Raw genomic sequence first — 24,611 nt, forward strand, 5'->3', positions numbered from 1 at the left:
TTAACAAAGGGGCTTTATTCATGTGCATCGTATTCTACACCGTCAATCCCGAACCGCCGACTATTCCAAAGTCGTTCATTGTGCGTATCTTCAAAGAAGACGGCAATTCTTCCCATTGCCTTAAAACCGTTAATTTCCCCATCTCTTCGCCTGACCGAATTTGTAAAACCCAAAATGGAGCTAAGGAATACGGCAGATTGTTTGTCCGTGAAATCATGAGTAAGGAAATTTCGCAATGATGAACAAGGAAATTAAGAAAGCGCGTGCAGCCGCGTTTGGCGGCGGCAGCGTAAGCGACGCGCCAAACGCGGCTTCATGCGCCGATATGGCGCCCCCCTTATCTAACAGGGGGGAGCAGAAACCGGAGCGGCTTTGAGTACCGAACAGGAAACCTTTGAAAAATACACCACCTTCCTGACCGATTCGAAAGGCCGTCTGATTGAAGTTCCTTTGCGTCGCGGCAAAGCCAATTCCGCATTCATCGACCAAATCAGCTTTTCCGTTCACGAAGACACCTTTGCAAAACCTCATAAACCACCAATTAAAAACTAAACAGCTGCCATTAGCTTCGCAAGTCCGCTGCACTTCCCCGCGCAGGCGGGAATCTGTCTTAACATTTCAGAAACTTATTTTATTCAATAGGTTGCCATGCTCAAAAATGGATTCCTGCCTGCGCGGGGGAAGTGCAGCGGACTTGCGAAGCTAATGACGTCGGTTCTTTGTGCAGCGGCTTTTCAGGGAGTTTTGCCAAGGTCTCTGCCTGTTATTTCTTCTTATCCTGCTTCAAATCCACCAAACGCGTACCGGCCAAAAAATCATATAAAAACTGGCGGTCGGGATTCATCAGTGCAAAGCCCCAAGGCAGAATCAGCCAAAACAAGGCCGCACCGAATGCGGGCATAGGCGGAATATTCAGAAAATGACGCAATCCGGCATAAGCCAGCATGGGAATAAACACCACAAACACACAAGCCCAGATAAATCGTTGGCGCAGTTGGTGCGGCGGCGGTTGCACGTTTTGCTGATTGGCCAAGCCGATTTTCCAGGTTTGCATCGCCAGCGTTTGGCCTTTTTGCAGCCAGTTCATGCGGAAATAATACCACCAAAAACCAATCACCAGTACGCAGGTGACAAAGCTGGATAAATAGGTGGAAATCGGATTGAGGAAAATCGCCAGTATGCCCGACAAAATCGCGGCTATGGCGGTCACGGCACCGACCAGCAGCATTTCATACATCAGGGCGGCAAGACGGCGTTTGAGGGAAACGGTAGGAAATCGGGCATGGACATAGATTGAATACGAAGGTTGAGACCTTTGCAAAACTCCCTAAAAAGCCGCTGCACAAAGAACCGATATCATTAGCTTCGCAAGTCCGCTGCACTTCCCCGCGCGGGCGTGAATCCATTTTTGAGCATGGCAAACTATTGAATAAAATAAGTTTCTGAAATGTTAAGACAACCTCCCGCCCGCGCGGGGGAAGTGCAGCGGACTTGCGAAGCTAATGGCGGCTGTTTGGGTTTTATTGGTGGTTCATGAGGTTTTGCAAAGGTCTCAGGCCGTCTGTAAGGCAAAAGCGAAATCAGGAATATTGCAGCTGGCTTTGACCTGTTCAGACGGCCTTTCGGTTAAAAAATCAACGGTGCGGACGTTTTTGGCCTTTGGCTTGTTGCGCCGCCATTTGGTTCATTTCCTGACGGGTCGGGCGTTTTTTAAACATGGCATGCGCTTCGTCAACCGAGCATTTTTGCGACAAACAAATCAAAGTAATCGCATCTTTTTGCGCTTGTCCGCCACGGTGATACATGCGGCGCAAGTTGGCTTCGTTGATGCGGCCTTTTTCAGGGTCGATGTCGAATTTTTTCAGTCGCTCGATGAATTGGCGTTGCTGACGGCGCGAAGTCCACACGAAACCACCGGCAGCGGCAGCCATAATGATAATGGCAATCAAAATGGCAATCGGCCATGAATCGACGATTAACACCAACAGCAGGCTCAAAACGGCGGTGGCCAGAATCATCAGGCCGGCTAAGCGGATTTTTGCTTTTGTATCCATGGATTGTGTTTCCTTAAAACAGTTTGAGGCCGTCTGAAAAAATTCCGTTGAGCTTTTCAGACGGCCTTGGAATGATTTACGCTATTTTACAGTATTTTTCGGCTTGAGGGCAAAGATTGGCGGCTTTTTCATTGAAATGGGTTAATAGGTTTCATATCGCCAAGCCCATTACCAATTGCTTAAACTCCGTCCACGCATCGCCTTCTTCCGCACCTTTAATCATGCGGTCGATTTTGGCACAGGTTTGCAGCGCTTGCAGCAGCCGGCCGATAGGAATTCGGTTGGCGGCCATCGGCGCCAGCGTTTGTTTTTCTCCCCACAGGCGCAGGCTGTTGCGCAGCGATTGGATATTCTGTCCTTGCTTCAACGCGGCGGTCAAACGAATCAGCGTGCGGATGTCTTCGGCTACTGCCCACAGCAGCAACCCCGGTTCTTCACCCTCTGCTTCCAAAGTATCCAATAAACGCACCACACGCTGCGCATCGCCTTTCATCCACGCGCCGCCAGTTGGAACACATCGAAACGCGCCACATTGGCCACCGCCGATTCGGCATCAGCCATATTCAGCCAATACCCTTTCGGGTGCAGCAAAGCCAGTTTGTCGATTTCCTGCTTGGCCGCCAGTAAGTTGCCTTCGACACGCTCAGCGAACACCGCCAGCGCATCGTCCTCAATTTCCAAACCCCATTTTTTCAGACGGCCTCGAATCCATGCCGGCAAGGCCGCAGCCCCCACCGCTTTAGCCTCAAGCATAATGCCGTTTGCCGCCAACGCATCAAACCATTTGGCTTGTGTTTGCACTTTTTCCAGCTTGGGCAGCATGATGACGGTGACGGTGTCTTCGGGTAACTGTTGGGCAAAATGCTGCAGTGCTTCGCCGCCGTTTTTACCCGGTTTACCGTTGGGAATGTGCAATTCAAGTAATTTTAAATCGGCAAACAAACCCATACTGCCGGCCGATTGCAGCCATTCGTTCCAATCAAAATTGTTTTCGGCGGTATGCACTTCGCGGTTGAGATAGCCTTGCTGCCGGGCAGCTGCACGCAGGTTATCAAGTGCTTCAATACGCAGCAAATCTTCTTCGCCGTGAACCACATACAGCGGTTTGAGCGGCATATCGGCACTAAGCTGCTCGATATTCATTGCCGCCATTTACTGCGCCGCTTTCAAAAAGGTCAGACGGCGCACGATTTGGTCGGCGGCATCGGTGCGCATTTCCGACCAGATGGTTTGTTCTTCTTCGGCTTTACCCAACACTTCGCTGTCGGCATAATCCATGGTGCGGTGTACCACCACGCTCATTGGTTCGCCACCGGCTCACCGTTGCGGGTCACTTGGGCGTCCACACGCAACATCAACAGGTATTCGTTGATGTCGGCCGCGCGGGTGATGGTGTAAATATCGCGGCGGGTTTCCATATGGGTCACATTTACCGCCATTTGCGCCTGATCCATACTGACCGGACGGCCGTCTGAACGGCGCAAGGAATTTTCCAAAGCCTGTTGCAATGCGCCTCCATTGACATACCAATTTTGATACGGCAACGGCTGAGATGTACCGGCCGTGCCTTTCAAATGGAAACCGCAGGAAGCCAACAGCAGCAAGGCGGCGGTCAGAATGATTTTTTTCATGTTGGGCTTTCGTTTTCAAGACGAGAATAGCTGGATTATAGCGGATTATCAGGCCGTCTGAAATCTTTGGATTTCAGACGGCCTGATGAGATAAAAGCGGCTTGGATTAAGCCGATTAAATCAATGCCGTCTGAAAAAATTTCCGCCTTTCAGACGGCATTATCATGATTTTCAATTTAAGCAAACCGCGCTATGCATCCTTCTCCAACCAAATCAGGCTGACCATACGGCCGGTTTGTCCGTCGCGGCGGTAAGAGAAAAAGCTGTCGCGCTCCAACACGGTGCAATGTTCGCCACCGTAAATCATATTCACCCCTTCTCGCTGCAACACCATTCGCGCCAAGGCGTATATGTCGGCCAAATATTTACCACCGCCGATGGATTCAAACGCCCTTTCGGTGGCGGGCATTTGTTCGGTAAATGCATCAAACACATCCTGCCCCACTTCAAAGGCTTCCGGCCCAATCGCGGGTCCCAAGTAGGCCATGATTTCCAAAGGTACTACCTGCATGGCGCGTACAGTATTTTGCAACACGCCTCCCGCCAAGCCGCGCCAACCGGCATGCGCTGCCGCCACAACCGTACCGGCTTTGTCGCAAAACAAAACCGGCAGACAATCGGCTGTCATGCTGGCGCAAGCGGCTTGACCGGTGGTGTCGACGCTGGCATCGGCATCAGTAAGCCTCGCCATCGCATCAGTCGCGTTCACCACGACATTGCTGTGAATTTGGTTGAGATAGGCAACGGGGGAAGACCAATTTGATTTTGCACGATTTCGCGGTTGCGCATCACACACTCAGGATGATCGCCGACATGCGCGCCGACATTCAGGCTGTGAAACGGTGCTTCGCTCACACCGCCGTTGCGCGTGGTGATTAAGGTTTTTACATTGTCAGGCGCAGGCCAGTCGGCGGTTAAGAATATTTTGTTTTGCGCTCCAATACCTAATGTTTCGCTTAAAGTTTTCATGCTTTTCCTTTTTTCAGACGGCCTATTTCATCAACAGGCCGTCTGAAACATTATTCTCTTACATAAACGACTTCGACATCGTAATCGTCTTCGTTCCAATCATCGTCATCATCGCTGTCCAGCTTGTCTTGCCATTCTTCTTCATGGCTCAACGACGAATCCAAGCCCGCCTCCAAACGCAGCACCGAAAGCAGATGATAAATATCATCGGGTAACGGCGCTTCAAACGACACGGTTTCATTGGTTTTCGGATGGATAAAACTCAAACGGTAAGCATGCAACGCTTGGCGCATCCCCAAAGCCTTCACCGCTTCTTTCACCCCTTCGCTGCATGGGTGGCGCGGGTTGCCGTAAACAGGATCAGCCGCCAGCGGATGATTGGCTTCGCGCATGTGCACACGGATTTGGTGGGTGCGGCCGGTTTCCAAAGCGCATTCGATGTAGCTGTGTGACAAATAACGTTCCAGCACTTTCACATGGGTTACAGCCGGTTTGCCGCCATATTTCACCACTGCCATTTTCAAGCGGTTGTGTGGATCACGACCGATTAAGGTATCGATTTTACCGTCAAACGGCACCACGCCATTGGCTACAGCGCGGTAAATGCGTTTCACTGTGCGTGCCTGAAGCTGCTGCACCAAAGAATTTTGCGCGGGTAAGTTTTTGGCTACGACCATCAAGCCGCTGGTTTCTTTGTCGAGGCGGTGCACAATCCCTGCACGCGGCACTTGGCTTAATTCTGGGCAATGTGCGAGCAAGCCGTTTAAAAGCGTACCTGTCCAATTCCCTGCTGCGGGATGCACCACCAGTCCGGCAGGTTTGTTGATGACTATCACGGTATCGTCTTCATAAACAATATCCAAATTCATCGCCTCAGGAGTAAACGCTAGATTTTCTTCGCTCGGACGCACGGTAACTGTGATAAACTCTCCGCCAATCATTTTCGCTTTCGGCTGGGCAGGTTTATCGTTTACCATAACATCACCGTCTTTAATCCAATTGGTTAGACGGCTGCGCGAATAATCGGGCATGAGTTTGGCCAGTGCCGCATCCAAACGCAATCCGGCCATCTCGACAGGCGCGGTCAATTTAACACAACTTTCTGCTTCAGGGACTGCCGCAAAGTCTAAATCATCGCTATAATCAGCTTCATTATCAAAGGAAGTATTCTGCATGAAAAAAATTCTTTTATTAGTTTCTTTAAGTTTGGCGCTCGCCGCATGTGCCAATAAAGGCACCATCGATAAAGACGCTCAAATTACTCAGGATTGGAGTGTGGAACAGCTTTATGCTGAAGCACAAGATGAATTGAACAGCAATAATTATACGCGAGCCATCAAGTTATATGAACTTTTGGAATCACGCTTCCCCAATGGCCGCTACGCGCAGCAATCACAATTGGATACTGCTTATGCGTACTATAAAGACGACGAGCCGGAAAAAGCCTTGGCTGCCATCGACCGCTTCCAGCGCCATCACCCGCAACATCCGAACATGGATTATGCCTTATATTTAAAAGGCTTGGTATTGTTTAATGAAGATCAGTCTTTCTTAAACAAATTGGCATCGCAAGACTGGTCAGACCGTGACCCTAAAGCCAACCGCGATGCTTATCACGCTTTTGCACAATTGGTGGAACGCTACCCGAACAGTAAATATGCACCAGATGCCACCGCACGCATGACCAAATTGGTTGACGCATTGGGCGGCAATGAAATCGCCGTTGCCCGTTATTACATGAAACGCGGCGCATACGTTGCAGCCATTAACCGTGCACAAAAAATTGTTCAACAGTATCAAAATACGCGTTATGTTGAAGAATCTTTAGCCATGATGGAACTGGCCTACAAAAAACTGGAAAAACCGCAACTGGCTCAGGATACACGTCGTATTTTGCAGCAAAATTTTCCGGAAAGCCCATTCTTAACCCATGAATGGCGCAATGGCGACATGCCTTGGTGGCGTTATTGGAAATAATACATTGATACAAAAAATCAGCCTGAAATATTTCAGGCTGATTTTTTTGATATTTGTTTAAAAAATTTTTAGTTGGCTGTCCTAGATAGTGTAGTCACAATTTTTCAACCATATCGCAATAATCCGGATTTCTATTACCGCAGCAAATAAAGCCAACCTCTTCGAATAACGCGTGGCAATGCCCTGTCAGCGTTTTGAAATTTCCAAAGCGGTTCTCCACCAAATAGCGGCAACGGCACAGATAGCAGTCAAAAGACAGTCGCTCCTTGCACTTGACCTTAGGCTCAATAACGGCATCCATTCCAAGTGAGGCCGCCAAATACCTGACCGCATCGGTGTCATCAGCTTTATCGGCCAACAGATTGTCGGCCGTACCGGGCAATCAATACTTAGGCAAACAGACAATCCGAGACCTTTGCGAAATACCGGCCATCCCATCCAAACGGTTACCTGAACAATCAGGTAACCGTTTTTTCATTTTCAGACGTGTTTCCCGTCCGTATTTCCCCCAATCAGCCCCTTTATCGGGGTGCCCGTTGCCCTTTTCAGGCAGCAGCAGGCACACGAAGCCTGCCGGCTGCCTTTGGCAGGTTCAGGCACACCGCTTTCAAATGGCTTTGCGCCGGCACTTTCCGCAAACCGAAATAACGCGCTCTTTTACAGCCGGATTTCCGGTGTGGCGTACCGAAGGTTTGCCCGGCCGCACAGCGCCCTTCCGACAGCTGCGTATTGCGCTGTTTCTCCTGCTCCGTTAAAGGTTTGCCCCGCTGTGCCTTACGCATCATGCCGCCGGACAGCCGTTTGCTTTGCAGATGCTCCCGGTTGGCTTTACTGTCATACCCCTTATCGGCATAGACGGTTGTTCCGGGTGCGGTGCCTTCCGACAGCGGTTCGAAATGGTTGCACTCACGGGCGTCGGCCGGGGTGGTGTGCTGTTTCCCGATACAGTGAAGCCACGCGAGAAAAAGCGCGCTGGATTTTGAGAAAATAGAAAATATATTTTATTACACTCAATGAAAATCTGTTACAAAAAAGCAAGAGCAGTTTGGAATTGCCCTTGCTTTTTTTATCTACCAATTGCAGATGACCAGCTCCCCGCTGGTCTTTTGCGTTTTGTCGCGGGCAACCGAGTAAGCCAGTTCCAGTCGATGAATACGGAAGTCTTTGAACAGCTCCCGAATATCCGGGTGGTCGTTGATGGAAAGCATGACCTTACCTTTGCACTCGCTTGACCAGCAGTTCGTACTGCGCCCAATCAAAGGCTCTGTCGTAACCTGCCGTCTGCCAATACGGTGGGTCGGCATAAAAGAAGGTGTGCTCGCGGTCATAGCGTTTAAAGCATTTTTCCCACGGCTCGTTCTCGACAAACACGCCATTGAGCCGCTGCTGCGCGGATTTTAGGCGGTCGGCAATATCGGCGGCGGTAAAGCCGCGGCCGGTGGTGGCCGTGCCGAAGTGGTGGTCAACCGTTTTACCGCCGAAAGCGGTGTGTTGCAGGTAGAAGAAGCGTGCGGCACGTTGGATGTCGGTCATCACATCGGGCGGCGTGGATTGCAGACGGGCGAACACTTCGCGGCTGGTCAGCGCCCATTCGAACTGGCGCACGAACTCGTCGAAGTGGTGTTGCACCACGCGGTAAAGGTTGATGAGTTGGCCGTTGATGTCGTTGAGCACTTCGCATTTTGCCGGTTGCGGCCGCAGGAAAAACAGGGCCGCGCCGCCGGCGAAAAGCTCCACATAGCATTGGTGTTCGGGAAACATGGGCAGCAGGTGTTTGGCCAAGCGGCGTTTGCCGCCCATCCACGGTACGGGCGGTTGCGGTTTGGGTGTCATTTTGACTCCTTATATATAGAGTAAAAGGCACTTGCGGTGCTCGGTATCGGTTAATCAGAATGTACTGATGAGTTTTTCAGCAATCCATTGTGCGACTTTCGGACAGATGGCGTTTCCGGCAGCCCGAGCCTGAGTAGCGTCGGCCGCATCCAGTCCGCGCCGAAGCCCATAATCTTCAGATGCTCGCTGCCGCTCAACCATCTGATGCCGGCTGTCGGCGACAGCAACGATATTTCCGCCCGAGATGTCGATACTTGTCCCGTCGGCGAAACCTGCAAGCAGCGTAGGATGAGCGTCCGCCCACGGGCTGCCCGCTTCCGTCTGGCCAGATACGCGCTCCATTGGTCCGGCATCACCCAGCAGCCCAACCGGGGGCAGCTCTCGAAAACCTGCGACCACGAATATTCGGCGGCGTTTAGTGGGGACTCCGAAATAACGGCTGTCCAGCACCCGCCAAAATCCCACATACCCGCATTCGGCAAGCGTTTCAAGTACCGTTTGGAAGTCGCGGCCATCGTTTGAAAAGAGCAGTCCGGGGACATTTTCAAGCACCAGCCAGCGCGGTTGAAGGGTCTGCACGATGTGCATTGCGTCGAAGAACAGCCCCGTGCGTTTTCCGGCAAGGCCGCGTCGTTTACCCATTGCCGAAACGTCTTGGCAGGGGAAACCGCCGACGATAACGTCTGTTCGGGAGAGTGCGGGCAGGCAGGTACGCACGTCTTCGTGCTGTTCAGCATGGGGGAAGCGGTCGGCGAGAACGGCGCGGCAGACCGGGTCGATTTCAACCTGCCACGCGGTGCGGAATCCTGCGGCTTCGAAGCCGAGGTCGAATCCTCCGATGCCTGCGAACAGGCTGCCAACGGTGGGTTCAGGCCGTCTGAAAAAGGTTTGAGCATCCATTGTTTCCTTTCGGATTCGGATGCTCGGCGGCATTCTGGGTTGTTAAAGAACCAAACCGGTTGACTGTCTTGCAGCGTGGGCATTTGATTTCAAAGTCGCCTGTGCCGACGGCCAGCAGTTTGCAACAGTTGCTGCATTCGCAGCGGTTTTTGTAACGGTGTTTCATTTTTCGGGCATTCCTTATGCATTAGTGATAAAATACCGCTGCCTCGCGAGGTGGCGGCTTTGGCTAATGCAGACTATCCCTGCCAGGCCGGCGTATCGGTGTTGCTGCACCGGTGCGCCGCCGTCTTAATCTTTCTAAAGGCTGTCTGAAAACCGTTTTCAGACGGCCTTTTGTCTAAACGATGCCTGCCGATTTAATCATATCGACAATGTTCCTGACGGCTTTCCACGCCACCGCCGGAGCCATGTGTTTTCCGCCGTCTTTACTGACGGATTTCGGCATCACGCCTTTGGCAACGGCCGCCGTATCATCGGGCGTTTTGGAAATGCCCGTTTCGGCAAACGCTTCGTCAGATAATACAAACCGCTCCAAATCATAGACAAACCGCCCGTATTTCTTGCGTATCCACTCGTTCAGTTTGCGTATCTCCTCACGCTTGCCGTCGTCGTAATCGTAATTGCTCCACAACGTGCAGATGACAAACCGCTCACGCTTAAAGCACTTCGTGATTTTTTCGATGATGGGGATAGTCTCTGCTGCCGTTTTGCCGTGATTGATGTCGTTTTTTCCTACGGCGATGATTTGTATGCAGTTTTCAAATCCGCTCCATGATTCGATGCGTCCTTCATACGGCTGGTCGGCAAACACCGGAGTGGTTTCACGGACATTGTCGGTACTCGTCCAAATTGGATTAGACGGCACACCGACTATCGTCCCCTTGCGTCCGTTGGACAAAAAGTAAGCCTTGCCGTTGACTACATCTACCTGCGACGCACCGGGCAATGCCACCTGTACGCTGACTTTACCGCCGTGTTCCGGAATTTCGCCGCCCGGGAACGTGATTTCGGGCGTTAATCCGCCGTTAATCATCAGTGTATACTCTGCCACCTGCCCGCTCATACCGGTAGTGAAGGCTTCGTAGCCGTTTTGAGGCGCATAGATATTTAAGCCTTGCGCACTTGCCAAGCCCGATTGCAGCGTGTTGCCCTGATACAGGTCAACGGCGGTTGAAGAGCCCGTCGTTACGATCATGGTGCGCGGAACTGCTGCCGACGCATTGATATTGCGGTAGCTGGCCGATTCCCACGGAAGCCAGCGGTTGTTTTGATACACCCTGAATCCCGTCCGACCATAAAACGGGCAGACCCACTCCCACACCACAATATTACGGCTGTCGGTGCTGTTGACCGTCAGTATGCCGGCGGCGTAACCGGGTGCCCCATTTCTTTTAAGACTGCAGGACTGTAAATCAGGTAATTGCCCGGTACAAGCAGGTCTTGCAGGGGATTACGGCCGTTGTAAACCTTAAATCCGGCAGTACCTGCGGCGGTAGGGCTTGCAGGGCTGGTCGCCGTTCCTGCCGCTCCGGGTTCGCCTTTGTCGCCTTTGAGCGATGCCAGCCATTCGGTTTCCGTGCCTTGAAAGCCGTTTTCAAGTGCGATTTGGTAGGCACTTTTGCCGTCCGCACCCTTATCGCCTTGTCCGCCCGGTTCGCCATTGCGGCCGTGCAGCGATTGCAGCCATTCTTCAAGGCTGCCGCCAAAGCCCTGCTGCTTGGCCAGCTCATAGGCAGACAGGCCGTCCGAACCTTTGAGCGACAGCAGCCATGCTTCAATGCTGCCGGAAAAGCCGCCGGCCAAGGCCAATTCGTAGGCACTTTTGCCGTTGCCCGACGGGGTATCGGCGCAATGCTTTTTTAAATCTCTGATTTTCACACTGGCCGCTTGGCCGGGTCTGACAATCGGGTTCATCAGTAAATCCTCATCACTTTTCCACCGATGACGGTGGTCGGCCCTTCGTCGCCGCAGACAATTTCAATGCCGTATTGCGCCTGCGTCCACATCTGTTTTTGCAGGATATTGCGGGTAAAGGTAATTTTCAGGTGGCTGCCCAAGCCGTTTTCGGGGTCTTCGGGAAGAATGACCGTTTCGGGAAAAATCTTGTCCTGAAACGGCGGCTTGACCCATACCGTTACGCTGTCGATGTCGGCCGGATTGATGGTGTGGCCGTCCGAATCCAGCAGCTCCACCACAATACTCTGCTTGTCGTCGCGCACGATTTCCATATCCAGCCTTACCATTTAACCGTCTCCAACAGCGCGGCCAACTGGTTCGGACTGATGCGCCACGGCTCGGCAAACCCCAGTGAGGCGGCCACCGCTTCGCTGCAAAACCAGCCGCGCCGGCCTTGCCCGAACGGACGGAACACCACGCCCAAGCTGCCGCGCAGGTCGTAGGGCCGTCCTTCGTTACGGGTAAACCATGCACGCACTTTCGCCTCGGCCTCGGGTGTGAAATTCAGTTCAACAATGTCCCAATTCAGGGAGTTAAAAGCAATCTTTTTAAAGCGCACACCGCCGTCGTACCAGCTGGCCGAGGCGCACATGCCGTCTGAAAACACCACTTCGCAATGGCTGTAGCGGCCTTGGTCTGCCCAGCGCGCCAAGCGGCTGAACCAGCCTGCGCGGCCGCGCAGCGTGCCTTTGTAAAACGCAATTTTCATAAAAAATCCCTGCAACAACATGCAGGGATGGTAAGGCTTGGCAAGAAAACGCACATTTAATGCGCATTAAAAATCAGGCGAGCATGGCGTAGGACACGGCTATCGCTTCCACCGCCCTGGCCGTTTTGGCCTTTTCCAGCTTGTCGGCCAAAGCCTGACGCTGCCCGGCAACGTGCGCGGTCAGCGCCGTGTAGGCGTCGGCCTTGCGCAGGGCGGCGGCGCGAAGCTTGTCCAAATCCAGACCGCGGGCGGCGGCGGTGATGGCCAAAACGGGCGTGGAGGCGGCTTTGTCGCGGCTCCATGCCTGCGCTTCAGCGGCCTGCAGCGGCCATGTGGCCACTTCGAACTCGGGCGTTTTGTCCAACTCGGCGGCGCGGGCGACAAACGCTTGCGCTGCGCGGTTGATTTCGGCCAGTTTGGCGGCTTTTGCCCGCTCCAGCTCCTGCGCCTTTAGCTCGGCGGCGCGTTCGGGTTTTCCGCCCATGCACCGTTTCGCCATTCGTGCGCTTCGCCGGGGCGCGGCTCAAGGGTCAAGCCGTCTGAAAGTGCGCCGATGCGGTCAATCAGCACGGTTTCGCCGCTGTCGGTGCGGTAGGCGGTTTGGCCGCGCAAATCGGGCAGGTAGTCCCAGCCGCTGCCGTTCCATTTGGCGGCGTGGCCTTCGCGCGCCTCGGGCGGCACGGTGTCGATGCAGCCGCCGGGGATAATGTAGCCGCCGTCTTTGGTGTACACGTCAAGATCGGCCATGGTTTGGTGCAGATAGATGCCGTCTGAATCGAGTTGGCAGACGGGTTTTTGCCATTGGATATTTTGGGTCATTCGGTTTTCCTTTCAGATATTTTCAGACGGCCTTATGCTTTGATAATGGCCAAAAGTGCGATATTGCGGGGGCGGGTTTCCACGCCGCCTGAGGCAGATGTGGTCACGCGGTCGCCGCCGTCATCAAAGCGGCCGTCACCGTCATACGTGGCCGCGCTGCCATCACGGCTTGCCTCGCGGTGCTCCCAAGGCACCGAGTTTGTCAGGTGGCCGCGCCGATAAATATGGTGGTGGCTGCGGAACTCGTCTTGCTGCCAGCTTCCGAGTGCACGGCCTGCATCGACATTGCGCCCCGCATCCCAGCCGCGCACGAACTCGCCGCGCAAATCGGGCAGGTTGAAGGTGGTGCGTCCGTCGCCCGCGCCGTAACGGGTGCCGATTATCGCAAACAGATGCGGAAATGTCGTGCGGTTCACTGCTGCGCCGTTGGCAGCCAGCCAGCCGTGCGGAGCTTGACCGCCGGCAAAATACATTATCGTACCTGTTTTGACGTTAGCCCATTGGAAATCGGCAGCGGTCACGGAATCGGTAATTCCGTAGTGTGCCAGCGTAGTACCGCGCGTGGCTACATCAGGCTTATTCTGGATATCGTTCCATGCCGGTTTGTTGCCCTCGTGGTAGATTTTTTGGTTTTGGTAGGCCAAATCGCCGTTGTCTTTGAGTTGCAAAGCCTTGCGCGAAATGGGGTTGCCCCAATACCAGTCGGCCGCGCCGCGCCGGAACTCGGCGGACTGGCCGGTATTGGCGGCACTGATGGTAAGGCCGTCTGAAAAGTGGGTGCGTGCGGCAAAGGTTTTTTGGCCGCCGACGGTTTGGTTGCCGGTCAGGTCGACACGGGACAAGGCCTCAAGGTCGCCCGTCGTTGCCAGCGTATGCGTGCCGGTTTTGTCAGGCAGATTGAATCTGACGATATTGCCATTTCTTACCTCACCATCTTCATGATTCCTGATGATAAAGCAGTGCGTACCTGCGGTGCCGCCGCTCTCAACCAGCAGGGCTTGCCCCCTTTATTTGAGGCCAGCTGTATTTTCGGCCAAGGCTGTTTGGCAAAAGTCAAGAAACCCGTCATCGTGTCGCCGTTTTTCATGACGCCGTTTTCTTCGGTGAGGATTTTTTTCATGCCCTGATACACGCCCTGTGCGTCCCATGCGGTGGTAACGAGGTCGAAACTCGGGCCGTAGGAAAAACCGATGCCGCGCCCGTATTGGTTTTCACTCTGCTCCGGGTGGGAAATGTGCATTTCCATCCATGGCAATCTTTTTCCATCCAATTCATTACCATTTGCCCGATAAAAGCCGCTTTTACTGTAGTCGGTTGAGTTTCTTATCGAGTAGTTGTAAGCGACTGACGGCACTTTGCCGTTGTCCAGATGGGCGATTTTTTCATTCACCCAGCTTTGATAAGCCACCGTTTCATAACCGGTCGACAGCGCGGGCATGATGATGCCTTTGGCAGACTGGCCGCTTTCGACGAACTTAAACCCCATTCTGATACTGCCTTCGGTGGCGGCGGCAGATTGGGATTGGTTTCGATTTCCCACACACCCGCGCCGGAAGGGATTCTGACGGCTGCCCATTCGTTTGATTTGCCGACGGTCAATGTGCCGTTCGTGATGGTTTGGTTGCCGCTGTTGCCGAGCTTTTCGTCTTGCAGTTTTTTGCCCATTGCCGCCGTCAGCGCGGCATCGGTAGCGGATACATCTAGCGTATTCACCAGTTTGGCTACGCCCGCCACGGTAGGCGTGGCTTTGGCCAGCTCGTGGGTGTGGCCGGTTGCGCCGTTACCTGCCCAGTTGGTGGTGCTGCCGTTGAGCGTGGACGGTGTGGCCAGCGCAAAACTGCGGTTGGCCGCCAGCGACCCGCCGCCTGTCAGACCTGCGCCGGCAGTAAACAGCGTGGCGGCGTTGGCCTTGAGTGCAATGGCTTGGTCGGCGGCAGTTTTGTTGCTTCCGATGCTTTGCACGGCTTTGGCGATTTCGTTTTTGAGCCATAAGGTACGGTTGGCCAACTCGCGGGGCTGGCGGTTGTCGATGCCGTTGGGGCCGCCCATCACGGGGTCGGAGGTTTCGAGCTGGTAAATGCCTGCTTCCCAGCGGCTGGTTTCTACTAGATTTGCCATGTCATGCGGTTCCTCTGTTGAATTGGCCGCCGCGTTTGGCGCGGCCGTTGTGTCTCAATGCGCTGGCCTGATAGTCGAGCGCGGCCAGTACGCAGCGTGCCGGCGCGAAGGCTCTCAGGGTATGGCGCAGCAGCGCGGCTTGATCGTTGGTAATCACGTTGTTCATGATGATGCGGTAATGCGCCCAGCGGTCGCTGTGACCGTGGGCATAGCGACCGTCGCGCGTGATTTCGCCATCGTGCCGCTTGTTGCCCATGCCTTCGATAATCTGCACTTCGCCGAAGCCCAGCCGCCGCACGATTTCGCGGATTGCCCACGGTGTGCCCTTATGCCGGTGCAGCCCGTATGCGCCCTTAATCAGGCGGCGGCGCATCTGGTCGGATTCGGCCAGCCAGTAGCCGTCTGCCCCAAGATGCTGCGGCTCTCGGCCAACAGCTCCAAATGCTCGGGTACGACCAGATGGATAAGGCGCGGCATCAACTTGACGGCATCGGTGTCGTTCAGCCGCAAGCCCAAATCGGCCAGCATTTTGTAGCGTTGGTCGCGCTCAATCACCGCCGCATAGCTCAGTTTGGCCATGTTTTAACCCTCCACCGTTTGGGCGGCGGCGCGGATGCGCACCGAGGTGCTGCGCGCCCACTGATTGGCGGCCACCACCTTAAGCGGCAGGTTGTGCAGCACCACGTTGTACACACCCGCCACCTTTAAGGCCGTCTGAATGTCCAGCGGCACAATATCCCTGCCCAGTTGTTCGCGCCGAGCGGCTTCATAGGCCGCCCACGCCGCTTCGGCAGCGGCCACGGCTTCGGCAGGATTAATCCCCGTAAACAGCACCAGCTCGGCATCGAGTGCGTAATCCACCGCCGTCGGTGCCGATACGGTCACGGTGTCGCACAGCGGCCGCACGCGTTCGTGGCTCAGGGCTTTGGCCACTTCGCGCAGCAGCTCTTCCGAGGGCAGGCCGTTTTTGGTCAGCACCGTTACCTGCACCTGCCCGCCTATCGGCTCGCCCGAGGCGGTTTTTTTATTGTCCACATGGACATCGCAGATGGCCGGGTTCACGCGGCGCGCGAAATACTCGTATGCGCCCACCGGCCCGGCTACCGAAAAGCTCTCCGGCGCAAGCAGGATACGCTCGCGGTAGGCATCGTCGGTTTCGACATCCGTACCGCCCGAAGGTACGCTGATATTGACGGCCTTGACGTTCAGGCCGTCTGAAAACGCAGTCAGCAGGTTGCTGATTTGGCCTGCCGCCCAGCCGTTGCCCGCCGCGCCGCTTTGCGTACAGACGGCCTGCAAGTCGGCCTGTTTGCGTGCAGCCGAGAGTTCGGCCGCTTCGGTGGTGGCAAACACCACTTCGCCCGCGGCCACCTGCGTACCGACGGGGATATAGGCCGTCTGAACACCGCTCAAATCGGCGGTAAAACGGATGGTGCAGCGGGCGGCCGACGCGAGCAGACGCGGCGTATTCACGTCGTCGCCGCACAAATCCAGCATCAAGCCCGTGGCAAAGCGCGGGTGCTGCTGGCGGTAGGCTTCATTGAGCGACTGGCGCACCAATGTTTCCCGGTAGGCATAGGTATTAATCAGCAGCCGCTCAATGTGTGCGGGCTGTAAGGTCTTGCCGCTGCGCTGTTCGTAGTCGGCGATGGTTTCGGCCAGCACTTTGGCCAAATCGTCGTCCACCACCTTCACGTGGGCACGTTTGAGTTTTGCTAAATCCATGCTGCCTGCTCCAAAATCACTTGCGTGGCGTAAATCTCGCCTGCCACGTCATCGGCCACGCGCCAATGCACGGTCATCGTGATGTGCGGCGCGTTGCCCGAAAAGGTTACGTTGTCCACCAGCACACGTTTTTCCCACGTCTGAACGGCCAGCACCACCTCGCGCACGGCGTTGGGAACAAACACGTCTTCCGGCGCGTCAATCCAGTCGAAATGGTTGCTGCCGAAATCGGGACGGGTCACGTCCGAACCTTTGCGGGTGGACAAAATGGTGTGGATACACAGGTCGATGTCGTCCACACCCTGAGACAGCCCGCTGCCGCCTTGGGCAAGCTGCCAGTGTTTGGAAACAGGCGTGGAAAACTCCATGAAAAAACCCCTGTATCGTTGGTGGATACAGGGATTGTAGGTAAGGCCGTCTGAAACGGCTTTTAATGCGGATTAAAACTACTCGGGCTTTCCGGTTTTGCCGCCGCTGTCGCCGTCGTGATGGTGGTCGGGCAGGCTGATGCCTTTGGACTTGATGTCGCCCGTGGCTTCGATGGCACCGTCAATTTTTGCTGCCGCTCCGCTGCCGCCTTTGCCCGACATACCGGCGGTATAGGTAAACAGGCCGTTAACGGTCAGCGTTTTTTTCACTACAGCATCGGCATCAATCGTTACCACACCTTGCGTTTTAACCAGCACGTCACCCGTTTGGCGGTCATGTTCGATAACCGTGCCGTTTTTAAACCGGCGCACCCATTTGTCTTTGTCGGCCGCGGGCGGTTTGTCAACCGCATTGTAAATAGCACCGACCACACAGCCCGTTTCGCCACGCGCGTCCAAGAGGCATACCACCAGCTCGCCCTCGTCGGGCAGACTGTAAAACTGATTACCGCCTGCCGCAGGGGTAATCATCGGCAGCCAGTCGGTTTCCAGGTTTTCCAGCGCGGGCAGCCGCACGCGCAGGTTGTGCGCCGCTTCATCGACCGCGGCCACAATGCCGAACTGCATGGTGGCGGTGAAATCATGGGTTTGCAGCATTGCCTGCCTCCTGTCCGGTTTCGGGAATGTATTCCAGCATTTTGATTTCCAAATCGGTTGTGTAGCCGCTCATGCGGTCATAGCTGTGGCGTGCCTGCTTGACCATATAGCGGCCGCTGAATTTGCCGTGGCTTTTCAGCATAACGACTTGCCCGGCCACCAGCTTGGCGTTGCCGACCACGGTCACATTGCCGGCGCATTGCTCATCCTGCGCATCGGCCAAAGCAGCATCGGCGCGGGCATTGGTCTGCGCTTGGCTCTCGCCTTTGTTGGGGATGATTTTGAGCGTGTCGCCCGATGTGCCGCGTTTGGCGTTCGGGCGGCGCGGGCGGGCTTTACGCTCGGTTTCATGGCTTTTTTTGGTTTTCGGGTCGTAACCCGTTACCACCGCCTTGCCCGGCACGCCTTTAATCAAATCGCGCAGCCGCACGCGGATCATGTCGGCAGGCAGCAGCTCGGCCGCGGGTTCGCGTTCGGCCAGCTTCGCATTACTCATAAACACCAAAGTGTCGCCGGCGATTTTGAAGGTGTGGCCGTATTGTTTGGCCAAGCGTGCCAAAAACTCGATGTCGCGCTCCTGATACTGGGTCACGCGTTCGATTTCAATATGTTCACACTCACCGTCCACTTTCAGTTTCAGACGGCCTGACACCATGCGCACGATTTTGGCCAACGTGGTTTTTTCATAGGCTTTGGCCTGCAGGGTGCGGTTGGCTTTGGTAATCCCTGTGGACAAGGCTTTCAGCGACACCACGCTTGGCGGATGGCTGTACTCGATTTCGGCAATCTCAAAGCTGCCCAAATCCACCAAGCCCGTGAACTGGTCGCCCAGAGACAGGTTCAGCGCGTCGCCCTGTTCGGGATACCAGCCGGAGAGCCATCGGCCGTCGGTGTCTTCGAAATCCACCTGTAATTCGTCTGACTGGCCGCCCAGATAATCGGTGTAGGTCAGCGACAGCAGATAGGGTTTGATGTCGGCGGTAATGTCCTGTTGCTCGTAAGCCAGCAGGAAATCGGGTTGGGTAACGGGGTGGACGTTGGCCGAAACCAAACCCGCCTGCTGCAAAAATGCGCCCAAAACGTCCATTATTTATCCCTCCGCAACCAAGGCGGCATATCCGCCTGACTGTTTTTCGGCTTGCTTTCCAACACCGGCACAAACACGGTCAGGCCGTCTGAAAATTCTTCGGCTAGGGGCAGGTGCGGATTGGCCGCAATCAGCCCATCAATCATCAGCGCATTGCCGTAATGCTTGTGGGCAATCAAATCCCAGCGGTCGCCCGCGCGCGTGGTGTGGTGTAAAACCGCACTCATACCTCTCTCCTTGCGGCCAGCAGGCCGGTCAGCGTTTCGGCAGCGGCAGAAGCATTCTGCACCACACCGGCCGCCGATTCGACACCCGACACCGCCGCATCCAGCCAGCTACCGACCGTGCCGCCCTCAATGCCGCTCCTTAATCCGGCCACCGTACCGCCCAGCAGCGTTCCGGTTTGGCCGAGTTGTTCGGCCATCTGCGCCGCGCCCGACAAATCGCCCAACACGGCGGTCACTTCGGGCAGGCCGTTCAGTTTGGCCAACACGCCGCTTCCCGAGCCAAAAGCGTCTCCGGCAAGGTTCAACAGCGCGGCAGGGTCGTGTTTCAAGGTTTTGGCCGCCGTCAGCAGCGATTGCATCTCATCTAGGCCGCTTTCCGCCGCACGGTAGATTTTCACGCCCGTTTCCACGGCTTTCATCACTTCGTCTGCTTGCGCCTGTACCGATTCGGGCAAGAGCGACAGCAGCGGATTCTGTTTGCCGCCCATCACGGCAGGGGTGGGCAGCGGATTGTTCGGGTCACCGACAAACTCGGTCAGCTCCACATCCAATTCGCGCGCGGCCGTGCGGCCTTGCGCGTCCTGTATCAGTGTGCGCTCGGTCAGCCGCTCAATTACCCACCAGCCCGCAAAGCGGCCGCTGCCGTAAACCAGCGATACCGCCTGTTTCACCTCCAATGCCGCCAGCAGCCCCTTGTAGGCCGTGTCGGGATTGCCCAGCAGCCAATGCAGCTTCAGCGAGAAACGCAGCTCGGTCAGCTCGTTCTCCAAAGCCTGCAAACGTGGCCGTCCCGCCAGTACTTCGTGCTTGGCAAACTTCGCCGTGTAGGTAGCTTCCAAGCTGCTGAAACTCTGCAGCAGCTCGAAGCGAATATCGCCCAATTGTGCATACATCAGTAAGCCCTCCGTTCGCGGTCGGCCATCATGCGCTGAAACAGCGTTTCAAATTCGCGCAAGCCCATCTGCAAGGCCGTATGAATTTGCGCAGGATCGCCGCCCGGGGCATGGATGGTCGGGTTAAAGTTCACGGTAATGCCGCCTGCTCCCGCAGCCGCCTGCGCCTGTTGTGTGCGCGCCGAGGCAAAATCTGCGACGCTGCTTGAAATGCATGCGGCCAAATCGGCACGCAGACTGCCCACACGGCTGCCGAAACGCTCTTTCAGACGGCCTACCCATGCGCCGACGGCCTGTACGGGACGTGCCGCCGTGCGGCGGATACCGATGGCCAGACCCTCGGTCATAAAGCCGCCGTAGCCTTGGAACACACGGCTGGGCGAGTGGATGCCCATGCCTTTGCGGTCGGAGGTAAATGCGGATTTGGCCATCGACACCACGTTCTGCACCGCACCGACCACGCGGCCGATACCTGCCGTAATGCCGTTGACCAGCCCGTCTATCATCATGCCGCCGTAGCTCATAAAGGTCGCCCCAAGCCCGACAACCAAGTCCATACCGATTGGAAGGCCGTCATAAAGGCGGTAACCGGCGAGAAGGTCAGGATCAGGTTTAAGAGCGCGGCAATGCCGGTCGAGAAAAAGGCCTTGATACTTTCCCACGCGGTCGATACCGTGGTTTTGATGCTCTCCCACACCGCCGACAGCAACGTTGTGATGTTGAGCCAAACCACCGAAAACCATGTGGTCAGACCGCTCCATGCCGTCTGAAATGCAGTCGTAACCGATGTCCACAGACTGCCGAAGAAGTTGCCCAAATCCTGCCACAGTGCCTTGGCTCCGCCGACCACGCCTTCCCAGTTGGTGTAGAGCAGATAGGCGGCCGCGGCCAGTAAACCGAGTGCGAGGAAAATGGGGTTGGTCATCAGCGCCATGCCGAGTTTGAGAAAGCCCGAAGCCAGCATAGGCAGGAAGCGGATAACCGTCATCACTCCGCTGCCGAAAGCAGAGAATACAGTTTTAAGCAGACCGAAGCCTCTGGCCAAAAATCCCACTCCCGATTTAAACCGTAAGACCGTTGCCATCCAGTCCGCACCCAACAGGGTTTTGGCCAAGCGGAAAGAAGTCATCAGGCCACCGATTTCATTCCCCAAAAATCGGAAAACGAAACTGCCGGCTTTGAGCGAGGCCATACCTGCCGCCACATAAAACAGGGTATTGGCAAACTCCGGGTTCTTAGCTGCCCAATCGGCAAAACCGTTAATAAGCGGTTTGACGCCATTTATCATTTGGTTCAAGGCAGGCAGCAGCACGCTGCCTATGGTAATGCCGATTTCAGCCAGCCCGTTTTTCAAAAGCTGCCAATTGTTGGCTGTTGTCGTCGAACGCGCAGCAAACTCTTTCTCCATACTGCCCATAAATTCGAGCTTGCCGTCTTTTCCTGCTTTTTGCAGCTCTTGAACGGACTTTTTATAGGTATCCAAACCGCCAACCAACGCGGCTACATCATCGGCATATTCCAAGCCGAACAAATCCACCAACGCACCCATCTGGTTTTCTTTCGGCAGCTTTTCAATCTGCTTCAGGAAATCCATCAGCGCCTGTTCGCCGTTTTCGGTAATCGCTTTTTCAGGGTTTTGGCATCCGTACCCATGCCTTCCAAAACGGCTTGGAATTTTTTGCCCTGCTTGTCTGCCGTCATCAGCTTGGTCAGCATACCGTTGACGGCGGTACCGGCCACTTCAGGTGTTTTGCCCAAGCTGATAAAGGCATTGGCAAGCGAAGCCGTCTGAAGTTCGGTCAGGCCGAACTGTTTGGCCACACCGCCGACTCGTCCGAGCGTATTGACAATGTCCGAAGCCTTAGCCGGACTGTTGTTGGATAAATGGTTGACGGCATCGCCGAGTTTGCCGATTTGGGCAATCGGGATGTTGTAGACATTGGCCAGCTTCGCCATGCTGTCGCCTGCTTGTTCGGCGGTCATATCAAAAGCCACCGACATCTTGGCGATGGTCTCGGTAAAGGCCGGAATATCTTGGCGTGCAATACCCAATTGGCCACCGGATGCAGCGATTTTGGCCAATTCGCTGCCTGCCATCGGAATGGTGCGAGTCATCTTTAAGATGTCCTGTTCCATTTCCTTAAACTGCTGCGGCGTATCGAAATCGACGACTTTGCGTACATCAGCCATTGACGACTCAAACGCAACCGCCAGCTTAACCGGTACAGCCACCGCACCGGCGGCAGTAGCAGCACCTAAAATCTCATCTTTAAAGTTATGGCGTTTGTCGTAATGTTGCTGTCGTTTCTGCTGCAAAACAGCAACATCGGCACGTTTGGCATCAATCTTAGCAATAGTGCGGCCGAGCTGATCGTATTCGCGCTTCAGCTCACCGACGCGGCTGCGGGTCATCCGCAACGGGTTTTCCAAAGTTTGGCCGAGCAGTTTTTGCCGTGCAGCCAAATTAGCACTGGTTTTATCCAGCACGTCCAAAGAAGATTTGACGGATTTGATGCCGGCTACCGCCGCACCAACGGATGCGCCGACGGTAATGCCCAGTGTGAATCCGTTTGCCATTTTTGCTATTAACCTTTATGATGGAAACATTAGGAGGGAATCATGTACGCAACCGAAAAATACGGGAAAATTTTCCACCGCGTCAGTGATGCGGCATTTCATGCCTGCTTTGTACTGTATTTGGCAGCGGTAGCCTTGGCGTTCGTTGCCTATTCGTCTGCTCCCTTAGTTGAATTGGTCTTGCCCCTGATTATTATCCTCGCCGCGGCAGTCGCACTTTATCTGCTGCTCGGTGGCCTACCAGCTATGCTGCTTAGTTTAGCTGTTGGCGGCTTGGCCGCAGGGCTGGTCTTTATCAAAGACAAACTGACTTAAAAACTGCTAGTTCTTCCATAACCCGCCTTAATCTGGCGGGTTGCTTCGTTTAACCAGTCTTCAAATTCATCCAGCGGCAGCGCATACACGTCTTGCACGCTCCAACCGAACCACCAAGCCACGTCTGCCGCTGCATTCAAGAGTCGTGCGTCGGCTTCCTGCCTACTCAGCGGCGGCTGATTCGGATCTGCCTTCTTGCGAGCGGCGAAACCAGTCTTGCATCTGTTTGTAATCGGCAAAATCCAGCTCGTCCAAGTCTTCAGGTACCAAGCCCGTAATGCGCGCAAAAATCGCCAGTTCCTGTTCGGCATCGCCGCTCAAATGCGCCACGGCACGAAAATCGCCCACGCGAGGGCGTCGCAGCTTCAGCTCAGTCAGCGTTTCGCCCGTCGCCAAGCGCACCGGATATTTCAGCTTCACGGTTTGGCTTACGCCCAAGTCTTCTTGCAGTTTCTGTGCTTCGTTCATTTTTCAATCCTTTTTAAAAGTTCAATACAAATAAAAATCGCTGTATCTGCGGGAGATACAGCGATTCTGCCAAAGGCCGTCTGAAACGGCTTTTAATACGTCTTAAAACCTACGCGCCGATGTTTTTGCGCATCTGCGCCAACACGTCTTTGCCGCCGACGCGGTAAATATTCTTAAACGCGTTGAAATACAGCACTTCGCGCCCGTCGATGACTTGGCGGATTTTGGTGGCCTGATAGGTGGTGTTGTGTTCCGATTTTTCTTTCGGCTTAAACGTGCCCAAGCCGTTTTTGCTCGGCAGCACGGTTAAAAACGTTACCACCGGCACTTCCTTGGCCAAACCCGCCGCATCGTGCAGCTGCTGGTTGGCACGCACCATCAGTTGCGCACCGCGAAACGGGTTGTAGAGTTTTTCGGCCACTTCGGGATAGACGCTGTTCCAAGTGATTTCGCCTTCCAAGGCTTCGGCACCCGATGGCAGCTTGATGGTGGCAAACAAGCCCAAGCCTTTGTGTTCGTCTTGGCTGATTTCAAAATCAGGCAGTTTGACTTCGGATGCCTTGCCCAACAGGCTGTTGCCGTCAACGTAAACGTTGGCGTTGTAAATCGCGCGGATGTAATCGCTCATGTGTCAGCTCCTTAATTGCTGTTGCCGGAGGCGAGGTTGACCAAGTATTTGCGCGTCATTACGCTGGTATTGGTGATGCGCTCGGCCGGCAGCTTGGGCGTGTAGTCGTATTTGATGGGGACTTGGTCTTTACTGAACGCATCGGGCAGGTCGTAATCGTAGTCCAAGCCCACTTCAAAGCCGACGATACTCGGCAGCGTACCCAGATAGGTGCGCACGGTTTCGACCAAGCTGTCGATGAGGGCATCATCAATCGGGCGGTCAACGTATTGCAGCTCGGCGCGACGGATGGATTCGTCAATCAAATCGCCCGTGCGCTGCGCCACTTAATGTTGTCGGAAAACTGGTACCGCAGCCACACCGCGCCGTTCAAGGCCGCGCTGGAAGACGGCACGCTCGACGGCTTGCCGCGCGACAAAGACATCCTTGCCGATTTGCGTGCCTTCGAGCTGGTTCGCGGCGTACCGCGTATCCCCGATACCCGCACCAAAGGCACGGACGGCAGAAAACGCCACGGCGACGCGGCCATTGCCTTGGTGCTGGCGCACTACGCCAGCCGCGAGCTGAATGCCGGGCCGGTACGCGTGGCCAGCCGTAAAATCAAACGCCGTAGCAGACTGACAGGAGGATTTTGATGAAATTTTCGTGCTTGTTCGGTATTCACCGATGGCAAAATTTGACAATCATCCCCTTGTAC

General features: G+C 55.0%; 32 protein-coding genes and 7 pseudogenes. 5 read left to right on the plus strand and 34 right to left on the minus strand.

From position 1 onward, the window contains the following. The first annotated feature begins 20 nt into the window (after positions 1–20). Positions 21–239 (plus strand): hypothetical protein, encoded by a 219-nt coding sequence (locus CGZ65_RS08545; protein ID WP_096295537.1) that lies wholly within the window; start codon positions 21–23, stop codon positions 237–239. 133 nt (positions 240–372) lie between these two features. After that, positions 373–552 carry a hypothetical protein gene (locus CGZ65_RS14160; RefSeq protein WP_232507408.1) on the plus strand — a complete coding sequence of 60 codons (180 nt, stop codon included), beginning with the start codon at positions 373–375 and terminating at the stop codon, positions 550–552. 211 nt (positions 553–763) lie between these two features. Here CGZ65_RS14160 and CGZ65_RS08555 read toward each other — a convergent pair whose 3' ends face one another. The 6 genes and pseudogenes from CGZ65_RS08555 to rluD form a co-directional block, all read right to left on the minus strand. Beyond that, a complete protein-coding gene (locus CGZ65_RS08555) occupies positions 764–1,321 on the minus strand; it encodes an RDD family protein (protein ID WP_269768596.1) in 558 nt (185 codons plus the stop codon). Positions 1,322–1,634: 313 nt separating this feature from the next. Then, complete coding sequence (locus CGZ65_RS08560) at positions 1,635–2,054, minus strand: hypothetical protein (protein WP_096295539.1); 420 nt, start codon at positions 2,052–2,054, stop codon at positions 1,635–1,637. A 151-nt stretch (positions 2,055–2,205) separates the two neighbouring features. Continuing rightward, positions 2,206–3,206: pseudogene (gene holA / locus CGZ65_RS08565) on the minus strand (DNA polymerase III subunit delta). Next, positions 3,207–3,685 (minus strand): annotated as a pseudogene (locus CGZ65_RS08570) (LPS-assembly lipoprotein LptE). It lies immediately after the preceding pseudogene. A 190-nt stretch (positions 3,686–3,875) separates the two neighbouring features. Next, positions 3,876–4,654 (minus strand): annotated as a pseudogene (gene pgeF, locus CGZ65_RS08575) (peptidoglycan editing factor PgeF). 50 nt (positions 4,655–4,704) lie between these two features. After that, positions 4,705–5,829, minus strand: coding sequence for a 23S rRNA pseudouridine(1911/1915/1917) synthase RluD (gene rluD / locus CGZ65_RS08580; RefSeq protein ID WP_096295540.1), 1,125 nt, complete (start codon positions 5,827–5,829; stop codon positions 4,705–4,707). Here rluD and CGZ65_RS08585 point away from each other — a divergent pair. After that, positions 5,828–6,631 (plus strand): outer membrane protein assembly factor BamD, encoded by an 804-nt coding sequence (locus CGZ65_RS08585; RefSeq protein ID WP_096295541.1) that lies wholly within the window; start codon positions 5,828–5,830, stop codon positions 6,629–6,631. The genes rluD and CGZ65_RS08585 overlap by 2 nt on opposite strands. 94 nt (positions 6,632–6,725) lie before the next feature. Here the strand turns inward: CGZ65_RS08585 and CGZ65_RS08590 are convergent, their stop codons facing one another. From CGZ65_RS08590 to CGZ65_RS14190, 24 genes and pseudogenes are all read right to left on the minus strand, one after another. Next, positions 6,726–6,989, minus strand: coding sequence for a hypothetical protein (locus CGZ65_RS08590; protein WP_096295542.1), 264 nt, complete (start codon positions 6,987–6,989; stop codon positions 6,726–6,728). Positions 6,990–7,176: 187 nt separating this feature from the next. Continuing rightward, positions 7,177–7,575, minus strand: a pseudogene (locus CGZ65_RS08595) (transposase); the annotation flags it as partial. Between the two features lie 126 nt (positions 7,576–7,701). After that, a pseudogene (locus CGZ65_RS08600) lies at positions 7,702–8,464 on the minus strand (DNA adenine methylase). Positions 8,465–8,518: 54 nt separating this feature from the next. Further along, positions 8,519–9,364 carry a DNA cytosine methyltransferase gene (locus CGZ65_RS08605; RefSeq protein WP_089036639.1) on the minus strand — a complete coding sequence of 282 codons (846 nt, stop codon included), beginning with the start codon at positions 9,362–9,364 and terminating at the stop codon, positions 8,519–8,521. Continuing rightward, positions 9,333–9,530 (minus strand): Com family DNA-binding transcriptional regulator, encoded by a 198-nt coding sequence (locus tag CGZ65_RS08610; protein ID WP_089036638.1) that lies wholly within the window; start codon positions 9,528–9,530, stop codon positions 9,333–9,335. Before CGZ65_RS08610 ends, CGZ65_RS08605 begins: the two co-directional genes overlap by 32 nt. A gap of 174 nt (positions 9,531–9,704) precedes the next feature. Next, positions 9,705–10,691 carry a hypothetical protein gene (locus CGZ65_RS08615; RefSeq protein WP_157742759.1) on the minus strand — a complete coding sequence of 329 codons (987 nt, stop codon included), beginning with the start codon at positions 10,689–10,691 and terminating at the stop codon, positions 9,705–9,707. 29 nt (positions 10,692–10,720) lie between these two features. Then, complete coding sequence (locus CGZ65_RS13420) at positions 10,721–11,281, minus strand: hypothetical protein (protein WP_198345267.1); 561 nt, start codon at positions 11,279–11,281, stop codon at positions 10,721–10,723. Beyond that, a complete protein-coding gene (locus tag CGZ65_RS08625) occupies positions 11,281–11,610 on the minus strand; it encodes a hypothetical protein (RefSeq protein WP_157742713.1) in 330 nt (109 codons plus the stop codon). The genes CGZ65_RS13420 and CGZ65_RS08625 overlap by 1 nt, the downstream gene beginning before the upstream one ends. Beyond that, the gene (locus CGZ65_RS08630; protein WP_096295117.1) at positions 11,604–12,032 is read right to left on the minus strand and encodes a hypothetical protein; all 429 of its coding nucleotides are present in this window, start codon (positions 12,030–12,032) and stop codon (positions 11,604–11,606) included. The genes CGZ65_RS08625 and CGZ65_RS08630 overlap by 7 nt, the downstream gene beginning before the upstream one ends. A 73-nt stretch (positions 12,033–12,105) precedes the next feature. Beyond that, positions 12,106–12,531, minus strand: a complete 426-nt coding sequence (locus tag CGZ65_RS14165; protein WP_232507409.1) for a hypothetical protein — start codon at positions 12,529–12,531, stop codon at positions 12,106–12,108. Beyond that, positions 12,483–12,851, minus strand: coding sequence for a hypothetical protein (locus tag CGZ65_RS14170; protein ID WP_232507410.1), 369 nt, complete (start codon positions 12,849–12,851; stop codon positions 12,483–12,485). The genes CGZ65_RS14165 and CGZ65_RS14170 overlap by 49 nt, the downstream gene beginning before the upstream one ends. 32 nt (positions 12,852–12,883) lie before the next feature. Then, the gene (locus tag CGZ65_RS08640) at positions 12,884–13,693 is read right to left on the minus strand and encodes a phage tail protein (protein WP_096295115.1); all 810 of its coding nucleotides are present in this window, start codon (positions 13,691–13,693) and stop codon (positions 12,884–12,886) included. Between the two features lie 80 nt (positions 13,694–13,773). Beyond that, positions 13,774–14,289 (minus strand): hypothetical protein, encoded by a 516-nt coding sequence (locus tag CGZ65_RS08645; RefSeq protein ID WP_096295114.1) that lies wholly within the window; start codon positions 14,287–14,289, stop codon positions 13,774–13,776. After that, complete coding sequence (locus CGZ65_RS13425; RefSeq protein ID WP_198345268.1) at positions 14,238–14,969, minus strand: hypothetical protein; 732 nt, start codon at positions 14,967–14,969, stop codon at positions 14,238–14,240. The genes CGZ65_RS08645 and CGZ65_RS13425 overlap by 52 nt, the downstream gene beginning before the upstream one ends. A 1-nt stretch (position 14,970) precedes the next feature. Further along, positions 14,971–15,548, minus strand: a pseudogene (locus CGZ65_RS14935) (phage tail protein). A 3-nt stretch (positions 15,549–15,551) separates the two neighbouring features. Beyond that, the gene (locus tag CGZ65_RS08660) at positions 15,552–16,694 is read right to left on the minus strand and encodes a baseplate assembly protein (protein WP_096295113.1); all 1,143 of its coding nucleotides are present in this window, start codon (positions 16,692–16,694) and stop codon (positions 15,552–15,554) included. Next, complete coding sequence (locus CGZ65_RS08665; RefSeq protein WP_096295112.1) at positions 16,685–17,062, minus strand: GPW/gp25 family protein; 378 nt, start codon at positions 17,060–17,062, stop codon at positions 16,685–16,687. Before CGZ65_RS08665 ends, CGZ65_RS08660 begins: the two co-directional genes overlap by 10 nt. A 78-nt stretch (positions 17,063–17,140) precedes the next feature. Continuing rightward, on the minus strand, positions 17,141–17,719 hold the full coding sequence (locus CGZ65_RS08670) for a phage baseplate assembly protein V (protein ID WP_198345269.1): 579 nt from the start codon (positions 17,717–17,719) through the stop codon (positions 17,141–17,143). Next, the gene (locus CGZ65_RS08675) at positions 17,703–18,806 is read right to left on the minus strand and encodes a phage late control D family protein (RefSeq protein ID WP_096295111.1); all 1,104 of its coding nucleotides are present in this window, start codon (positions 18,804–18,806) and stop codon (positions 17,703–17,705) included. The genes CGZ65_RS08670 and CGZ65_RS08675 overlap by 17 nt, the downstream gene beginning before the upstream one ends. Further along, entirely contained in the window at positions 18,806–19,033 is a 228-nt protein-coding gene (locus tag CGZ65_RS08680; protein WP_096295110.1) for a tail protein X, read from the minus strand. The genes CGZ65_RS08675 and CGZ65_RS08680 overlap by 1 nt, the downstream gene beginning before the upstream one ends. Further along, positions 19,030–19,926, minus strand: a complete 897-nt coding sequence (locus tag CGZ65_RS08685) for a phage tail protein (protein ID WP_096295109.1) — start codon at positions 19,924–19,926, stop codon at positions 19,030–19,032. The genes CGZ65_RS08680 and CGZ65_RS08685 overlap by 4 nt, the downstream gene beginning before the upstream one ends. Further along, positions 19,926–20,450 carry a hypothetical protein gene (locus CGZ65_RS08690; RefSeq protein WP_096295545.1) on the minus strand — a complete coding sequence of 175 codons (525 nt, stop codon included), beginning with the start codon at positions 20,448–20,450 and terminating at the stop codon, positions 19,926–19,928. Before CGZ65_RS08690 ends, CGZ65_RS08685 begins: the two co-directional genes overlap by 1 nt. Further along, entirely contained in the window at positions 20,447–21,520 is a 1,074-nt protein-coding gene (locus CGZ65_RS14185) for a phage tail tape measure protein (protein WP_232507413.1), read from the minus strand. The genes CGZ65_RS08690 and CGZ65_RS14185 overlap by 4 nt, the downstream gene beginning before the upstream one ends. Next, positions 21,520–22,503, minus strand: a complete 984-nt coding sequence (locus CGZ65_RS14190; RefSeq protein WP_232507414.1) for a phage tail tape measure protein — start codon at positions 22,501–22,503, stop codon at positions 21,520–21,522. Before CGZ65_RS14190 ends, CGZ65_RS14185 begins: the two co-directional genes overlap by 1 nt. A 42-nt stretch (positions 22,504–22,545) precedes the next feature. Here CGZ65_RS14190 and CGZ65_RS08700 point away from each other — a divergent pair, with 42 nt between their 5' ends. Then, positions 22,546–22,818 carry a hypothetical protein gene (locus CGZ65_RS08700; RefSeq protein ID WP_096295546.1) on the plus strand — a complete coding sequence of 91 codons (273 nt, stop codon included), beginning with the start codon at positions 22,546–22,548 and terminating at the stop codon, positions 22,816–22,818. On the opposite strand, the gene CGZ65_RS08705 is transcribed toward CGZ65_RS08700, so the two are convergent. The 4 genes and pseudogenes from CGZ65_RS08705 to CGZ65_RS08720 all read right to left on the minus strand — a co-directional run. Further along, positions 22,815–22,958 (minus strand): GpE family phage tail protein, encoded by a 144-nt coding sequence (locus CGZ65_RS08705; RefSeq protein ID WP_198345270.1) that lies wholly within the window; start codon positions 22,956–22,958, stop codon positions 22,815–22,817. The two genes, CGZ65_RS08700 and CGZ65_RS08705, sit on opposite strands and share 4 nt — an antisense overlap. Before the next feature lie 22 nt (positions 22,959–22,980). Beyond that, entirely contained in the window at positions 22,981–23,286 is a 306-nt protein-coding gene (locus CGZ65_RS08710; RefSeq protein ID WP_096295547.1) for a phage tail assembly protein, read from the minus strand. A 109-nt stretch (positions 23,287–23,395) separates the two neighbouring features. Beyond that, complete coding sequence (locus CGZ65_RS08715) at positions 23,396–23,914, minus strand: phage major tail tube protein (RefSeq protein WP_096295548.1); 519 nt, start codon at positions 23,912–23,914, stop codon at positions 23,396–23,398. An 11-nt stretch (positions 23,915–23,925) separates the two neighbouring features. Continuing rightward, positions 23,926–24,240: pseudogene (locus tag CGZ65_RS08720) on the minus strand (phage tail sheath family protein); the annotation flags it as partial. 3 nt (positions 24,241–24,243) lie between these two features. Between CGZ65_RS08720 and CGZ65_RS08725 the strand changes: the two are divergent. Further along, positions 24,244–24,549, plus strand: coding sequence for a hypothetical protein (locus tag CGZ65_RS08725; protein WP_415906952.1), 306 nt, complete (start codon positions 24,244–24,246; stop codon positions 24,547–24,549). Positions 24,550–24,611 lie beyond the last annotated feature (62 nt).

Origin of the sequence: Neisseria weixii (genome assembly GCF_002327085.1) — a bacterium.
GTDB lineage: Bacteria > Pseudomonadota > Gammaproteobacteria > Burkholderiales > Neisseriaceae > Neisseria > Neisseria weixii.

What these genes read in the sequence shown, in the direction of transcription:
- CGZ65_RS08675 (WP_096295111.1), bottom strand. Translation starts at nt 18,806, where the DNA reads ATGGACGTTTTGGGCGCATTTTTGCAGCAGGCGGGTTTGGTTTCGGCC.
- CGZ65_RS08715 (WP_096295548.1), bottom strand. Translation starts at nt 23,914, where the DNA reads ATGAGCGATTACATCCGCGCGATTTACAACGCCAACGTTTACGTTGAC.
- CGZ65_RS14170 (WP_232507410.1), bottom strand. Translation starts at nt 12,851, where the DNA reads ATGACCCAAAATATCCAATGGCAAAAACCCGTCTGCCAACTCGATTCA.
- rluD (WP_096295540.1), bottom strand. Translation starts at nt 5,829, where the DNA reads ATGCAGAATACTTCCTTTGATAATGAAGCTGATTATAGCGATGATTTA.
- CGZ65_RS08670 (WP_198345269.1), bottom strand. Translation starts at nt 17,719, where the DNA reads ATGCTGCAAACCCATGATTTCACCGCCACCATGCAGTTCGGCATTGTG.
- CGZ65_RS08690 (WP_096295545.1), bottom strand. Translation starts at nt 20,450, where the DNA reads ATGAGCTACGGCGGCATGATGATAGACGGGCTGGTCAACGGCATTACG.
- CGZ65_RS13425 (WP_198345268.1), bottom strand. Translation starts at nt 14,969, where the DNA reads ATGGCAAATCTAGTAGAAACCAGCCGCTGGGAAGCAGGCATTTACCAG.
- CGZ65_RS08725 (WP_415906952.1), top strand. Translation starts at nt 24,244, where the DNA reads ATGTTGTCGGAAAACTGGTACCGCAGCCACACCGCGCCGTTCAAGGCC.
- CGZ65_RS08645 (WP_096295114.1), bottom strand. Translation starts at nt 14,289, where the DNA reads ATGCCCGCGCTGTCGACCGGTTATGAAACGGTGGCTTATCAAAGCTGG.
- CGZ65_RS08625 (WP_157742713.1), bottom strand. Translation starts at nt 11,610, where the DNA reads ATGGTAAGGCTGGATATGGAAATCGTGCGCGACGACAAGCAGAGTATT.
- CGZ65_RS14165 (WP_232507409.1), bottom strand. Translation starts at nt 12,531, where the DNA reads ATGGCGAAACGGTGCATGGGCGGAAAACCCGAACGCGCCGCCGAGCTA.
- CGZ65_RS08680 (WP_096295110.1), bottom strand. Translation starts at nt 19,033, where the DNA reads ATGAGTGCGGTTTTACACCACACCACGCGCGCGGGCGACCGCTGGGAT.
- CGZ65_RS08585 (WP_096295541.1), top strand. Translation starts at nt 5,828, where the DNA reads ATGAAAAAAATTCTTTTATTAGTTTCTTTAAGTTTGGCGCTCGCCGCA.
- CGZ65_RS13420 (WP_198345267.1), bottom strand. Translation starts at nt 11,281, where the DNA reads ATGAACCCGATTGTCAGACCCGGCCAAGCGGCCAGTGTGAAAATCAGA.
- CGZ65_RS08710 (WP_096295547.1), bottom strand. Translation starts at nt 23,286, where the DNA reads ATGAACGAAGCACAGAAACTGCAAGAAGACTTGGGCGTAAGCCAAACC.
- CGZ65_RS08685 (WP_096295109.1), bottom strand. Translation starts at nt 19,926, where the DNA reads ATGTATGCACAATTGGGCGATATTCGCTTCGAGCTGCTGCAGAGTTTC.
- CGZ65_RS08630 (WP_096295117.1), bottom strand. Translation starts at nt 12,032, where the DNA reads ATGAAAATTGCGTTTTACAAAGGCACGCTGCGCGGCCGCGCAGGCTGG.
- CGZ65_RS14185 (WP_232507413.1), bottom strand. Translation starts at nt 21,520, where the DNA reads ATGGATTTCCTGAAGCAGATTGAAAAGCTGCCGAAAGAAAACCAGATG.
- CGZ65_RS08545 (WP_096295537.1), top strand. Translation starts at nt 21, where the DNA reads ATGTGCATCGTATTCTACACCGTCAATCCCGAACCGCCGACTATTCCA.
- CGZ65_RS08610 (WP_089036638.1), bottom strand. Translation starts at nt 9,530, where the DNA reads ATGAAACACCGTTACAAAAACCGCTGCGAATGCAGCAACTGTTGCAAA.
- CGZ65_RS14190 (WP_232507414.1), bottom strand. Translation starts at nt 22,503, where the DNA reads ATGGCAAACGGATTCACACTGGGCATTACCGTCGGCGCATCCGTTGGT.
- CGZ65_RS08560 (WP_096295539.1), bottom strand. Translation starts at nt 2,054, where the DNA reads ATGGATACAAAAGCAAAAATCCGCTTAGCCGGCCTGATGATTCTGGCC.
- CGZ65_RS08700 (WP_096295546.1), top strand. Translation starts at nt 22,546, where the DNA reads ATGTACGCAACCGAAAAATACGGGAAAATTTTCCACCGCGTCAGTGAT.
- CGZ65_RS08660 (WP_096295113.1), bottom strand. Translation starts at nt 16,694, where the DNA reads ATGGATTTAGCAAAACTCAAACGTGCCCACGTGAAGGTGGTGGACGAC.
- CGZ65_RS08665 (WP_096295112.1), bottom strand. Translation starts at nt 17,062, where the DNA reads ATGGAGTTTTCCACGCCTGTTTCCAAACACTGGCAGCTTGCCCAAGGC.
- CGZ65_RS08605 (WP_089036639.1), bottom strand. Translation starts at nt 9,364, where the DNA reads ATGGATGCTCAAACCTTTTTCAGACGGCCTGAACCCACCGTTGGCAGC.